Here is a 13,159-nt window from a genome sequence, read left to right as displayed (position 1 = left end):
AGCACAGGACCCGTCGTGGACATGGAGACTTCACCCCTCGCGCTGGTTTCCAGCGAATTCCTGCAATACCAGTACGAAGTGCTGGGTATTGCGGGTTACATGGGGTCGTCCGAAGTCACCGAAATCTGCGTCAACCGGCCTGGTGAGATCTACCTGGAAACGCGTGATGGCTGGCAGCAGGTGGCGGTGCCCACGTTGACCTTCGAACGGGCCCGCCAGTTCTGCACCGCAGTGGTGAACGAAAGCAACACCGGGCAGCGCATCACCGATGCCGATCCGATGGTGTCGCTGACCTTCCCCAGCGGCCAGCGTGCGCAGTTCGTGATTCCGCCCGCGTGTGACGCGGGCAAGGTCTCCATCACCATCCGCCTTCCTTCACGCCAGATGCGGACCCTGCAGCAGTACCAGGACGATGGCTTCTTTGATCGCATCGTCGAACACGACGGCAGCCTCAGCGCGCAGGATGAGGAGTTGATGGAGCTGCGCCGCGCGCGCGATTTCGCCGGCTTCTTCCGTCGTGCGGTGCAGTACCGCAAGAACATCGTGGTGTCCGGTGCCACCGGCAGCGGCAAGACGACCTTCATGAAATCGCTGGTCCACCACATTCCCCAAGGGGAACGCCTGGTCACCATTGAAGATGCGCGCGAGCTGTTCATCGAGCAGCCCAACGTCGTGCACCTGCTGTATTCCAAGGGTGGCCAGAGTGGCAGCAATGTCAGTGCCAAAACCTGCATGGAAGCCTGCCTGCGCATGAAGCCGGACCGGATCATCCTGGCCGAGCTGCGCGGCGATGAAGCGTTCTACTTCATCCGCAACTGCGCCTCCGGCCATCCCGGGTCGATCACCAGCTGCCATGCGGGCAGCCCGGAACAGACCTGGGACCAGCTGGCGCTTATGGTGAAGGCATCCAACGAAGGCTCAGGGCTGGAGTTCCCGGTCATCAAGCGCCTGCTGCAGATGACCATCGACGTCGTTGTGCACGTGAAGGCGCACGCTGGCGACCGGCACATCACCGGCATCGATTTCAATCCCGGACGTGCCCAGGGCCAAGGGGGCGCGGTATGAATGCCCGTCGTGGCGGCCGCTGCGCGCATGCTGGCCAGGAGGTGCACTGATGCTGCCCGGACTGGAAGCGTTGGCCTGCCCCGAGCTGGCCGTTTCGATGGATGTCATGGCCCACGTGGTGAACGTGGAATCCTCGCGCAACCCGTACGCCATCGGCGTGGTGGGCGGTCGCCTTGCGCGCCAGCCGAAGGCTCTGGACGAGGCGGTGGCTACGGCACGGATGCTGGAAGAGAACGGCTACAACTTCTCGCTGGGGCTGGCCCAGGTCAATCGTTACAACCTGCAGAAATACGGGCTGGAAACCTACGAAAAAGCCTTCCAGCAATGCCCGAACCTGCAGGCAGGATCGCGCATCCTGGCCGAATGCCATTCGCGTTCGAAGGGTGACTGGGGCAAGGCATTCAGTTGCTACTACTCGGGCAATTTTGAAACCGGCTACCGGCACGGCTATGTGCAGAAGGTGTTCAATTCGATGCAGCGCGGCCAGATGGTCGCCTCCGCCAACGGTGCATTGCCGATTCCGGTGGTGGATCGCACGCCGCGCACACCCACTGCGGCAGCCCGCGCGCCGGCCGAATCCGCCGATGCCGCGCGCCTGCGCACCCGTATCGAAGGCCTGCAGACACAGATGCTCGCCCAGGGCGGCGGCGTAGTGATGCCGCTCCCGGAAGACCCCGCGCGCGCTTACGTGGTGTACCCCAACACCGGCGCCATGGTGCGCGGCAGCCTGCTGCGCGCCGCTGACGGTGGGCTGGCGCGTGCGGTGACCAACCTGGTCGACCGTGCGGTGCCTTCCGCAGCGCCGATGGCCGGCTATGCCGATGAAGGCTACCCGCAGGGCCACCCGGTCGTCTCCGCACCGCCCATGGGTCCGCAGCAAGCGCCCGCTGGCAGCCCCGGCGCTCCGGTGCTGCTGCGTCCCTGGAGTGAACGCAACCAACCCGCGGCAACCGGCGCGGCGGCAATGCCCGCGTCTGCCGCGCCTGTCACCGATGCACCTGCCAGGGACGCGGCTTTCGTGTTCTGAGCAGTTCACTGGCCGCCGGGCAGGGGCCGCACATGTTGTTTTTCGTCCATCAATAAGGAAGTCCCCATGAAGCTGAACACCCATGATCTCGCCCAGGCCCAGCGCACCCTGAAGACCCTGGCAATGGCCGTCGCCTTCGTTGGCATGATGTTCGTCCCGCAGGCTTTCGCGCAGGAATTCGGCGGCACCGACAAGAAAGTGTGCGGCTTCTTCGACAGCGTCAAGGGCCTGTTGAACCTGGTGTCGATCGCCGTGGTGACCATCGCGGTGATCTTCGCCGGCTACCAGATCGCCTTCGCCCACAAGCGCATCAGCGACGTGTCGCCGATCCTGATCGGTGGCGTGCTGATCGGCGCGGCTGGCCAGATCGCCCGCATGCTGCTGGGTGATGAGTACGGCGAGTGCTCGGCCGTCGGTATGCTGAGCACCGCTGCCCAGTACTACAGTGCATAAGAACGTCGTCTTCCGCGGCTGCACGCGCCCACCGATGTTCCTGGGCGTGCCCTACGTACCCTTCTTCATGGTATGCGGCGGCCTGTTCCTGCTCGCCATCTACTGGGATTTCTGGGTTCTGCTCAGCATCCCGGTAGCCGTGATGATCATGCGTCAGATGGCGCGTCGGGACGAGATGATCTTCCGGCTGATGGGGCTGCGGTTGCAGTTCAAGTTCCGGGCGCGGAACGTGCGTGACCATGAAGGTATGTGGGTGTTCACCCCGAACCACTACCGCGACAAGCCGGCGCCTGCGAAGGCACCGGGTGGAAACCGCCGCTGAATGTTTCAGCGGCGTAGCAGCAGGCATATGGCAGTTCCTGGAGAGTAGGCATGTTCAGTCCGGATACGTCGATCAGCGAGTTCATTCCCTTGTCCTCGCACGTGGCCCCATCGGTGGTGAAGACCAGCGGTGGCGACTACCTGTTGACGTGGCACCTCGAGGGATTGCCGTTCGTGGGTCGGGAAGAATGGGAGCTTGAGCACAAGCACAACACCTTCAACCGACTGCTGCAGACGCTGCGCGCGCCGGATTTCGTCAACGTGGCGTTCTGGACGCACGACGTCCGCCGCCGCAGGCAGTTGAAGGAGCGCAGCAAGTTCTCCCAGCGCTTCAACCAGGACGTGTCCGACACCTACCTGGACATGCTGTCCAGCCAGCGGATCATGCAGAACGAGCTGTACCTGACGATGATCTATCGGCCGGTGGTGGCCGGTAAGCGTTTCGTTGAGAAATCAGCCGACGTGCCACGCCTGCAGGCTGAGCAGGAGCAGGCCGTTGAGAAGCTGATGGAGCTGGCCGGCAACGTCGAAGCGGTGCTGCGCGACTATGCGCCGTACCGCCTGGGCATGTACGAAGCGGCCAACGGCGTGGTGTTTTCCGAGACGCTGGAGTTCTTCGGCTACCTGATCAACCGCATCGATGAGCCGGTGCCGGTGCTGGCTGCGCCGGTGAAGGAATACCTGCCGGTGAGCCGCCACATGTTCTCGGCAAAGACCGGCGATTTCGTGATCAGTACGCCCAACGGCAAGAATCACTTCGGCGCGATCCTCAACATCAAGGAATACGCCGAGGGCACCTACCCCGGCATCCTGAACGGCTTGAAGTACCTGGATTTCGAGTACGTGGTCACCCAGTCCTTCAGCCCGATGGGCCGCCAGGATGCGCTGAAGATCCTGGACCGTACCAAGGGCATGATGATCTCCTCCGGCGACAAGGCGGTGAGCCAGATCATCGAGCTGGACCAGGCGATGGACCATCTGTCCTCGGGCAACTTCGTACTCGGCGAATATCACTTCACCGTCGCGGTGTTTGCAGACAGCCAGGGCCAGCTCTCGGCCAACGTGGCCACCACGCGTGCGGAGTTGTCCAACGCCGGCTTCGTGTCGGCCAAGGAAGACATCGCGATCACGGCATCGTTCTATTCGCAGATTCCGGCGAACTGGCGCTACCGCACGCGACTGGCCAACGTCAGTTCGCTGAACTTCCTGGGGCTGTCGCCGTTGCACAATTTCGCTACCGGCAAGCAGCACAACAATCCATGGGGGGACTGCCTGACCACGCTGCAGACCACCAACGGGCAGCCGTACTACTTCAATTTTCACGCCACCCATCCGGCGGAAAACTCGCTGGGCGAGAAGGCCATCGCCAATACGATGGTCATCGGCAAGTCCGGCACCGGCAAGACCGCGCTGATCAACTTCCTGCTCAGCCAGGTGCAGAAGTATGATCCGGCGCCGACCATCTTCTTCTTCGACAAGGACCGCGGCGCCGAGATCTTCGTGCGTGCCTGTGGTGGCAACTACCTGGCGCTGGAAAACGGGCGGCCGACCGGCTTCAATCCCTTCCAGTGCGAACGCACCGAAGCGAACGTGCAGTTCCTGGCCGATCTGGTCAAGGTGCTGGCCGGTAAGGGCCAGTACAGCGCCCGCGAAGAAGAGGACATCTTCCGCGCGGTGGAAAACATGCTTGATACGCCCATGCACCTGCGCAGCATGACCAACTTCCAGAAGAGCCTGCCGAACCTCGGTGACGATGGGCTGTACGCGCGCATGCGCCGCTGGACTGCCGGCAGCTCGCTGGGTTGGGTGTTCGACAATCCGGTGGACACGATCGACCTGGAGCGGGCGAACATCATCGGCTTCGATTACACCGACGTGATCGACAATCCGGAAGTGCGCGTGCCGGTGATCAACTACCTTCTGCACCGGCTTGAATCGCTCATCGACGGGCGTCGCCTGATCTATGTGATGGACGAATTCTGGAAGATCCTCGATGGCGAGGGTGGACTGAAGGAGTTCGCCAAGAACAAGCAGAAGACCATCCGTAAGCAGAACGGCCTGGGCATCTTCGCCACGCAGAGCCCGGAAGACGCGCTGAAGAGCGATATTTCCGCCGCACTGATCGAACAGACCGCCACGCTGATCCTGCTGCCCAATCCGAATGCGAGCCGCACCGATTACATCGACGGCCTGAAGTTGACCGATGCCGAATTCAAGGTCGTCACCGCGCTGGACGAGCGCTCACGCTGCTTCCTGGTCAAGCAGGGGCATGCCTCCAATGTCTGCCAGCTCAACATGCGCGGCATGGACGATATCCTGTCGGTGATCTCTGCCTCCACCGACAACATCGACGTCATGCACCGTGTGCTGCAGGACGCCGCTGCCCGTGAAAATGTTGTGGAATCGATGCTGACCCCCGAACAGTGGCTGGAGGATTTCTACCGCCGCCGCAAGGGTTCGGGAAAGCCGGCCAGCAACGACCGCGACAAGGCAGCCTGACCCATGACCACCCACCTCATTCCGGAGGCCACCATGAATACCGTTGCCCCGCAACGTCCCGCCCTTCGTCGTCGCCTGATGCCACTGGCGACGGCCACGCTTGCCTTGTGCGCATCGTTTTCACTGATGGCGCCTGCACCGGTGCAGGCACAGTGGATCGTCAATGACCCGCCAGCGCTTATCCAGAGCGTGAAGGCCGATATCGCGACCGGCCTGGAATACATCGAAACGGCCGGGCGCTGGACCCAGACCGCTTCGCACTACACCGCGACCTTGAACAACTGGCTGCAGAAGCTGCAGAACTGGTCGCAGATCATCGCCAACCCGATCATGCCGGCGACACCGACGCTCACCACCATTCCGGATGACTGGAACATTGCCGAGCGCTGCGGCGGCGGTTCGGTGTTCAGCATCACCGGCATCATGGCCATGGCGGGGATCAGCCCTGGTGGCGACATCGGGGCGCAGCAGCGGACGATCTGCTCGTACATCCAGGCGCTGGAGAACCGCAAATACAACGAGACCGTCAAGGTCGTGCAGCAGTCGTTGCCGCTCATGCAGCAGACGCTGGGAACGCTGCGCAACATCCGTCGGCTGTTTGACAACGAAGGCGCGCTGGCGGAAACCACCGCGAACGCAACCGCATCGCAGTTGCAGATCGATGCGAACTTCAAAACCTGGGAAAACCAGATGCGCATCTACGACCAGCAGATCGTGGCACTGCAGAGCCAGCAGCGTGCGCTGGCGCAGCGTGCGCTGAAGGGTGAAACCAATCCGATCGGCTCGGTGATCAAAGCTGCAGCGTTGAAGACGGCACTCGATTGAAAACCGTGCGTAATGCACCCCTGCGAGGCCCCGAAAAGGGGCAGGTGAAGCAATGAGTCTAGGGATGATGGACAGTATGTGGGCACAAGGAGCGCTGCACGGACCGATCGCGACCTCGTCGATCGGCGATTTCGTGTTCTTCAAACTGATCTTCGACTATCTCAGCAGGGAGATATCCGAGTTCGGCCTGGGTTTCCTCAGCCGCATGATGGAGTGGGTGGGCATCATCGCATTGGTGGTGATGACCATCTGGCTGCTGCTGCAGGGCTACCGCATCGTGACCGGCCGCAGCCGGGACTCGATGATGGCGCTGGTGACGGACATGGCGCGTGCCGCCCTGATCGTCATCACTGCCACCACGATGGCCATCTTCGGCCAGAACGTGCATTCCTTCCTGACCCATTACGTGCAGGACGAGATCACCTACGTGGTCACCGGTGAGGAAGACACGGCCAAGGACCTGATCGATGAAAACCTGGCGTACATGCAGGTGGCGCTGTCGGCGGTGGATGTGCTCGATGTCGCCGGTGACGTGACGCTGGACAACGCAAAGACCCGCGCCATGTGGTTCATCGGCCTGGGTACGGGCGGGCCCGCCGTAACCGCAGGTGCGATGCTGCTGCTGTATGAAGTCGCGATGGCGCTGTTCATTGGCTTCGCACCCTTGTTCATATTGTGCCTGCTGTTCGAACAGACCAAATCGCTATTCCAGCGATGGCTGTTCTATGGCATCGGCACGATGTTCTCGATGGCGGTGCTGGCGGCCATGACCGGGATCGCGATGAGCATGGTGTCCAAGGTGGCCTTTGCGTTCTGGGGCACCGCCGCGGCCGGCGCGCTGATGGGTTCCAACTTCACCGAAGGCATGACCAGCATGGCGCTGCAGCAGGGCGGCATGGGGTTGATCCTGACCACGTTGATCCTGACCGCACCGCCCATGGCGGCGATGTTCTTCCAGGGCACGCTGGGTGCGTTCATGGCGTACTCGCAGATCGGCGGTTCGCCGGGTGCTGCTGCACCGGGCCCGCAGGGTCAGCCGCCGGGTTCTTATGCGCCGCAGCAGGGAAGCGCGCAGGAACGTCCGGAGACTTCGGGCACCAACAACGTCAACACTTCGCCGCGTCTTTCGGGACACCCTGCAGAGTCCCCGACGGCACCGGCAGGCAGCCGCGGGAATGCGCCGTTGTAGTGCCACTCAGCGTTGCCTGAGTAAGTTTCGAGCATGAATTCATGAAGAAGGGAATGGCGGGATGAACATCTGTCGAGTCGGCATTCTGGTCAACGTGGCGTTGGCGGCTTCCGTTCTGTGGTTGTCGCTCGCCTTCGAAGCAAGTGCGGAAGGCCGCTGCCCACCGGGTCAATATCCTGTGGGCGGTCAAGGAGTAGGAGGGTGCGCGCCTATTCCGGGTAGGGGAACTGCTCAGCCTGCCCAGCAGCAGGCCCCGCCGCCGCCGCCGGTCTGGCTGCACACGCGCTATGGAGCCATCGCGATGTCGCCCTCCACTTCCGCAGCGGGTGTTGCCGCGGAACAGACAAGCAGCGAAGCCGCGGCGGCGGTGGCGATGAAGGATTGTCAGCGTGAAGGCGCCCGGGACTGCGCCGTGATCTCGCGGTACAGCAATCAATGCATCGCGCTTCTGGTCCCGGGCGCATGGCCTGCAGGAGCCAAGGGCGGAATAGGGACTGGCGTGACGCCTGAACTGGCCCGGCAAGACGCTCAGAAAAATTGCATCGATCCTGCCGGGTCCGGGTGTACAGCCAGTTATGAGGCCTGCAGTTTCCCTGAGCGATGAACCTGTTCGTTCAACCTGTTTCCCAGTGGCCGCGCTGAGCGTCCATCGGGCCGGGTCTTGAGCCGATCCCACCCCGAAAGCAGTGCGTGAGATCGGCTTGAGAGAGCCACGGACGCGTACCGTAGGCCCGGCCCAACCAAGGCGCCGGGGAACGGCTCAGGCATTCATGCTGCGCGCAGCCACCTGGGTCTGCTCGATCTGCAGGTCACGATCCTGCGAGGCCACCTGCTGCGCGGACTGCTGTGATGCCACCCGTTCGCTGGACTGATCCAGTGGCGTGTTCATCGCCTCGGTGGTCGCCACCGACACGCGCAGGTGCGCAGGATCGTTGACTTCACCCTGCACGCCGAACGTGCGCGAGGCATCGTTGCTCATCAGCACATTGTCGATGCGGGTGCCGCCGTTGGCATGCATTTCCGCCGCCAGGCTGCCGGCGAGCTGGCCGCTGTGCTGGTCCGGCGTGCGGCCCACGCGCAGGTCCTGTGCTTCCACGCCGCGCAGTGCGTCCTGGAACAGCAGGTTGCCGGGGTGGCCCGGGCTGTCCATGCGCATCGCGCCGTCGCGCTTGTGGGCGTCTTCCTCCGCTGCCTTGCGCGCGGGCTCGCCCGGATCCAGCGGGCCGCGGATGCGGTCGATGATATCCACCGCGTTTCCGATTCCCCCGCGGGTGGCGGTCGTTACTCCACCGCGCAGGAATTCCAGCTTGTCGCGATACTCGCTGATCATGCCTTCGTTCTGCTTGGCCAACGCCTGCGAGGCCGGGTTGTCCAGCACCGAGCCCGCGCCGAGGAAGTTGCCCATCTTGTGCGAATCCAGCGAGCGGCCGGCGGCCAGCAACGCCGAATCGGGCATCAGGAAGCCAGCAACCGCGCCGTTGCGGAAGCCGGATCCGTACAGGTTTTTGATCTCGGTTTCGTTCGCATAGACCTTCACCTGGCCGTAGTGGCCGGACGCCGCGCTGACCGGATCGGCGGCCATCACATGGTTGACCATCGCATCGCCGCCTTCGCGGATGCGGTAACCCAGACTGGCTGCACCATAGGCATTGAAGGTCTCGCCCTTCAGGCCGTGGTGGTGCGCGCTCACTTGTGCCAGGGCACCGCCCAATGAATGTCCGGTGACGCTGACCTCGGCCGCACGCCCGTTCAACGAGGCGTTGACCTCGGCCTGGGCCACCGCACGCTGCGTCAGCGCGATGGCATCGGGCGCCTGCAGGTTGGCACGTGTGAGGACCATGCCGGCATCCGTCACTACGCCATCCAGCAGTATCTGTTCGGTGCCACGATGGGCAACGATGACTTCGCCGGTGTCGGCACGCTCGTAGATCGTGCCCTGATAGCCGTTGTTCTTGTTGTTTACATGTTCGATGATCTTGTACGAGTGACCATTGAGCGTGACGAGTTCGTCCTTGCCATTGTCACGGCGGCCAACGGCGTAGTCCTTGTACGCATCATCGGAAAGCGCGGCGTAATCCTGGCTGGTCAGGCTCATGGCTGGACCTGCCGCGCGGAGAGCTGGACGGAGAAGATCGAATCCTGCAGTTCAGGCTTGTAGTCGGTGGGCGCGGCTTCACCGCCGGCACGGTAGTCGGGCAGCGCCTCGGCACGCGGGTATACGGCGTTGGCGTAGTAGCGCGTCAGCGGCTCACTCTTTGCAAAGGCCGGGGATTCGAGGAACGAGGTGAAGCGGGTTTCGCCTTCGGCCCCGGTGGCCTTGAGCATCGCACTGGCACCGCTGAACTCCCAGCGGCACACGCCGCGACCGTAGTAGTCCTCGTCGAGCATGCGGTCCAGGTAGACGATGCCGCGGTATTCGCCATCGGCCACCTTTCTCAGCTCGACAGGCTCCTGGCTGGTGATCCGGCCAGCGGTGCCGGTTTCCGGCTGTATGCGGCCGCACTGTTCTTCGTTGGTCACGTCGTACTGCGCCACGGCCTCCACCACCTTGATCGGGCCGGGGGCGTCGTTGATCTTCAGCACGAACTCATATGCGTGACGTGGCGTGGGATTGAGCTTGGCGAGGCCACGGCCGCCCTGTTCGACGTCTTTTTCTGCGGTGGTGATTTCTTGGTTCATGGCAGTCTCGGAATGGCAGGCGGTGATGAGCAGCAGGGCGAGGCAGGGAAGGATCGTTCTACGCATGGGGTGCCTTCTCGGAACGAAGTCAGTGCGATGGTGGAGGTGGGCTGACGAGGGTGACGCTGAACAACGACCCACGCAGCTCCGGTTTGAAGCCCTCGGGTGCGTCTTCGCCGTAATCGGCGTAGTTGTCCATGGCGTCGCGCGGATAACCCATATCGGCGTAATGCTGGGTTTCGGTGTCACCCTCGACGAAACGGTCGGCCTGGATGAAGGACAGGAAACGTGTCTCTCCATCGGCACCCGTGGCTTTCAGCAGGGCGCCAGCGCCGCTGAACTTCCACTGGCAGACGCCGCGTCCGTAATAGTCCTCGTCCTGCATCAGGTCGAGATACACCGTGCCACGGTATTCGTTGTCGCTGACTTTCTGCAGCTTCACCTCTTCCTTGCTGGTGATGCGGCCCGCGCGGCCGGTGGCAGGCACGATGCGCCCGCATTCCTGTTCGTTGATGACGTCGTACTGCGCGCTGCCTTCCACCACCGCGAAAGGGCCGGGTGCATCGACGATCTTCAATACCAGCTCATGGGCCTGCCGCGGGGTGGGATTGAGTTTGGCGAGGCCGCGTTCGTTCTGCCCAGCGTCCTGTTCCGCACCGTGCGGATGGCAGGCTGCAAGCGCAACAATGGCGAGGCAGGGCAGCAGGGCCTGCCACCTCGGCCGAAGCCTGTCTGCAGAAGCGTGCGACTCAAGCATGCATCTGCCTGGCGCTGTCTTGCTGCTGCGCAAGCTGCTGCTCCTGCTCCTGTCCGGTGCGCTGGCTGGCTGCCAGCTGCACGCGCTCACTGCTCTGTTCAAGGGGAACCTGCATCGCCTCGGTAGTTGCCACCGAAACCCTCAGGTGCGCCGGATCGTTGGGCTGGCCCTGCACGCCGAAGGTGCGCGAGGCATCGCTGCTCATCAGCACGCTGTCGATGCGGGTGCCGCCGTTGGCGTGCATTTCCGCCGCCAGGCTGCCGGCCAACTGGCCGCTGTGCTGGTCCGGCGTGCGGCCTACGCGCAGGTCCTGCGCCTCCACGCCGCGCAATGCGTCCTGGAACAGCAGGTTGCCGGGGTGGCCGGGGCTGTCCATGCGCATGGCGCCTTCGCGCTTGTGCGCGTCTTCGGCCGCCTTGCGGGCCGGCTCGCCCGGATCCAGCGGGCCGCGGATGCGGTCGTAGAGGTCCACGGCCACGCCCGGCATGCCGCGCGCGCCGGTAGTAACCGCGCCGCGCAGCAGTTCCATCTTGTCGCGGTACTCGTCGATCATCCGCGCGTTCTGCTTGGCCAGATCCTGGGTTGCGGGATCATCCAGCACCGAACCGGCATCAGCGAAATTGCCGAGCTTGTGCGCGCCCAGCGAACCGGCGGCGGCGACCAGCGCCGAATCCGGAATCACGCCGTTGTACCACTTGTTGCTGAAGCCGGCGTTGTCCAGCGTTCGGATCTCATCGGGCCTGGCGTACAGGCGCACCTCGCCGTAATGGCCGGAGGCCGCGCTCACCGGATCCGAGGCCATGGCATGGTTGATCACGCTGTTGCCGCCTTCGGGAATGCGCAGGCCCAAACTGGCGGCGCCGTAGGCGTTGAAGGTTTCGCCCTTCAGGTCGAAGTGGTGGGCGGTGACCTGGGCCAGCGCGCCGCCCAGCGAGTGCCCGGTGACGCTGACTTCCGGGGCCCGGCCTTCGTTCTCGCCGATGTGCTTGGACAGCGCGACCGCACGCTGGGTCAGCGCGATGGCATCGTTGGCCTGCAGGTTGTAGCGCGCCAGCACCATGCCGCCATCGGCAAGCACGGCGTCCTGCAGGATCTCCTCGGTGCCGCGATGGGAGACGATGATCTCGCCGGTGTCCTCGCGCTGGTAGATCGTGCCCTGGTAGCCGTTCTGGCGGTTGTTTACGTGCTCCAGCACCTTGTAGTTGTGCCCGTTGAGCGGCACCACTTCTTCCTGGCCGGGCGCGCGGCGGCCGACCTTGTGGTCTTCATACGCATCGGCGGAAAGTGCGGCGTAGTCGCGGTGGGTGAGCGGCATCAGCGCACCTCATGGGCGGTCAGGGTGGCGGTGAAAAGCGCATCCTGCAGCTCCGGGCGGAACCGCGACGGGTCTTCATGGCCGGCCTGGCCGAAGTCCGGCACCGATTCCACGCGTGGGTAATCGCGGTCCGGGTAATGGCGGGTGAGCGCCTTGCCGGCGATGAACTTGTCCGCTTCGATGAAGGAGGTGAAGCGGGTTTCGCCGTCGGCGCCGGTGGCCTTCAACATCGCGCCAGCGCCGCTGAAGGTCCATTTGCAGACACCGCGCCCGTAGTAATCCTCATCCAGCATGCGGTCCAGGTAGACCGTGCCGCGGTACTCGGTATCGGACACCTTCTTCAGCTGCACCGGCTCTTGGCTGGTGATGCGCGCGGCCATGCCGGTGGCCGGAATGATGCGGCCGCATTCCTGCTCGTTGGTGACGTCGTACTGGGCCACGCCTTCCACCACGGCGAATGTGCCGGGGGCATCGGCGAGGCTCAGCACCAGCTCGAATGCCTGGCGTGGGCTCGGATTGAGCTTGGCCAGGCCGCGGCCGCCATTTTCGACGTCCTGTTCGGCGGTCGTGATTTCCTGGTTCATGGCGTTCTCCGGGTGGCAGGCGGTGAGGAGGAGCAGGGCAGCGCACGGCAGAAACGTTCGGCGCACGGGGGGCCTCCTGGCTGCGGGTGGGAAGGGGGAAGTCGATGCGGTCATGCGGTGGCCACGCAAGCCATCGAGCGCGCCGGTAGCGGGCGCAGGGCAGGGCGCACGCGCGGGAGCCTGGGGCTCGAACCGGTGTGCGGCGCTTCGATGTTGTCTCCGTTCCTTGGCGACATGTGCTCGATTCGTGACGAATAGATCGTCCTTTTTACCAGTTTCATGTTTCGTTTGCGTCAAAACGTTGGCGCACGGTAATGGGGTCACCTCGGTAGCGCTGCGCCATGCTCGGCGAAAATGCCCGATCCCAGGCGTGATTGACTGCACTGCACACCCCGCCGGGCGTGGCTCGGCGCTACCATGGCGGGGAATTTCGAAGGCCGTCATG

The 13,159-nt window shown here is 63.7% G+C and carries 12 protein-coding genes; 7 read left to right on the top strand and 5 right to left on the bottom strand.

What is annotated here, in order from left to right; all coding sequences use genetic code 11:
- Positions 1 to 21: 21 nt before the first annotated feature.
- The 7 genes from virB11 to IFT63_RS07095 all read left to right on the top strand — a co-directional run bounded on the left by virB11 (position 22) and on the right by IFT63_RS07095 (position 7,379).
- Complete coding sequence (gene virB11 / locus IFT63_RS07125) at positions 22 to 1,065, top strand: P-type DNA transfer ATPase VirB11 (protein ID WP_042612595.1); 1,044 nt, start codon at positions 22 to 24, stop codon at positions 1,063 to 1,065.
- A 61-nt stretch (positions 1,066 to 1,126) separates the two neighbouring features.
- Complete coding sequence (locus IFT63_RS07120; RefSeq protein WP_192084180.1) at positions 1,127 to 2,092, top strand: lytic transglycosylase domain-containing protein; 966 nt, start codon at positions 1,127 to 1,129, stop codon at positions 2,090 to 2,092.
- 66 nt (positions 2,093 to 2,158) lie between these two features.
- Positions 2,159 to 2,545 carry a TrbC/VirB2 family protein gene (locus tag IFT63_RS07115; RefSeq protein ID WP_042612597.1) on the top strand — a complete coding sequence of 129 codons (387 nt, stop codon included), beginning with the start codon at positions 2,159 to 2,161 and terminating at the stop codon, positions 2,543 to 2,545.
- Positions 2,538 to 2,867 (top strand): VirB3 family type IV secretion system protein, encoded by a 330-nt coding sequence (locus tag IFT63_RS07110; protein ID WP_080335038.1) that lies wholly within the window; start codon positions 2,538 to 2,540, stop codon positions 2,865 to 2,867. Before IFT63_RS07115 ends, IFT63_RS07110 begins: the two co-directional genes overlap by 8 nt.
- A gap of 50 nt (positions 2,868 to 2,917) precedes the next feature.
- Positions 2,918 to 5,365 (top strand): VirB4 family type IV secretion/conjugal transfer ATPase, encoded by a 2,448-nt coding sequence (locus IFT63_RS07105; RefSeq protein WP_042612599.1) that lies wholly within the window; start codon positions 2,918 to 2,920, stop codon positions 5,363 to 5,365.
- A gap of 33 nt (positions 5,366 to 5,398) precedes the next feature.
- Entirely contained in the window at positions 5,399 to 6,190 is a 792-nt protein-coding gene (locus IFT63_RS07100; protein ID WP_152620544.1) for a hypothetical protein, read from the top strand.
- Between the two features lie 67 nt (positions 6,191 to 6,257).
- On the top strand, positions 6,258 to 7,379 hold the full coding sequence (locus tag IFT63_RS07095; RefSeq protein ID WP_249404424.1) for a type IV secretion system protein: 1,122 nt from the start codon (positions 6,258 to 6,260) through the stop codon (positions 7,377 to 7,379).
- 760 nt (positions 7,380 to 8,139) lie between these two features.
- Here IFT63_RS07095 and IFT63_RS07085 read toward each other — a convergent pair.
- The 5 genes from IFT63_RS07085 to IFT63_RS07065 are packed head-to-tail and all read right to left on the bottom strand — an operon-like array spanning position 8,140 to position 12,780.
- Entirely contained in the window at positions 8,140 to 9,474 is a 1,335-nt protein-coding gene (locus tag IFT63_RS07085) for an XVIPCD domain-containing protein (protein ID WP_042612600.1), read from the bottom strand.
- Positions 9,471 to 10,124, bottom strand: coding sequence for a hypothetical protein (locus tag IFT63_RS07080; protein ID WP_080335040.1), 654 nt, complete (start codon positions 10,122 to 10,124; stop codon positions 9,471 to 9,473). The genes IFT63_RS07085 and IFT63_RS07080 overlap by 4 nt, the downstream gene beginning before the upstream one ends.
- A 22-nt stretch (positions 10,125 to 10,146) precedes the next feature.
- The gene (locus tag IFT63_RS07075; protein ID WP_192084179.1) at positions 10,147 to 10,815 is read right to left on the bottom strand and encodes a hypothetical protein; all 669 of its coding nucleotides are present in this window, start codon (positions 10,813 to 10,815) and stop codon (positions 10,147 to 10,149) included.
- Complete coding sequence (locus IFT63_RS07070; RefSeq protein ID WP_192083649.1) at positions 10,808 to 12,130, bottom strand: XVIPCD domain-containing protein; 1,323 nt, start codon at positions 12,128 to 12,130, stop codon at positions 10,808 to 10,810. The genes IFT63_RS07075 and IFT63_RS07070 overlap by 8 nt, the downstream gene beginning before the upstream one ends.
- Entirely contained in the window at positions 12,130 to 12,780 is a 651-nt protein-coding gene (locus IFT63_RS07065; protein ID WP_182655739.1) for a hypothetical protein, read from the bottom strand. The genes IFT63_RS07070 and IFT63_RS07065 overlap by 1 nt, the downstream gene beginning before the upstream one ends.
- Positions 12,781 to 13,159 lie beyond the last annotated feature (379 nt).

This window comes from Stenotrophomonas sp. CFBP 13724, from assembly GCF_014841975.1.
GTDB classification, from domain to species: domain Bacteria; phylum Pseudomonadota; class Gammaproteobacteria; order Xanthomonadales; family Xanthomonadaceae; genus Stenotrophomonas; species Stenotrophomonas lacuserhaii.
Note: the sequence above shows the minus strand (reverse complement) of the source record. Positions and strands in the feature narration are given on the sequence as shown.

Bases quoted from the DNA above. Each gene is read 5' to 3' on its own strand.
- virB11 (WP_042612595.1), top strand. From the start codon at position 22: ATGGAGACTTCACCCCTCGCGCTGGTTTCCAGCGAATTCCTGCAATAC.
- IFT63_RS07115 (WP_042612597.1), top strand. From the start codon at position 2,159: ATGAAGCTGAACACCCATGATCTCGCCCAGGCCCAGCGCACCCTGAAG.
- IFT63_RS07105 (WP_042612599.1), top strand. From the start codon at position 2,918: ATGTTCAGTCCGGATACGTCGATCAGCGAGTTCATTCCCTTGTCCTCG.
- IFT63_RS07100 (WP_152620544.1), top strand. From the start codon at position 5,399: ATGAATACCGTTGCCCCGCAACGTCCCGCCCTTCGTCGTCGCCTGATG.
- IFT63_RS07095 (WP_249404424.1), top strand. From the start codon at position 6,258: ATGGACAGTATGTGGGCACAAGGAGCGCTGCACGGACCGATCGCGACC.
- IFT63_RS07085 (WP_042612600.1), bottom strand. From the start codon at position 9,474: ATGAGCCTGACCAGCCAGGATTACGCCGCGCTTTCCGATGATGCGTAC.
- IFT63_RS07080 (WP_080335040.1), bottom strand. From the start codon at position 10,124: ATGCGTAGAACGATCCTTCCCTGCCTCGCCCTGCTGCTCATCACCGCC.
- IFT63_RS07075 (WP_192084179.1), bottom strand. From the start codon at position 10,815: ATGCTTGAGTCGCACGCTTCTGCAGACAGGCTTCGGCCGAGGTGGCAG.
- IFT63_RS07070 (WP_192083649.1), bottom strand. From the start codon at position 12,130: ATGCCGCTCACCCACCGCGACTACGCCGCACTTTCCGCCGATGCGTAT.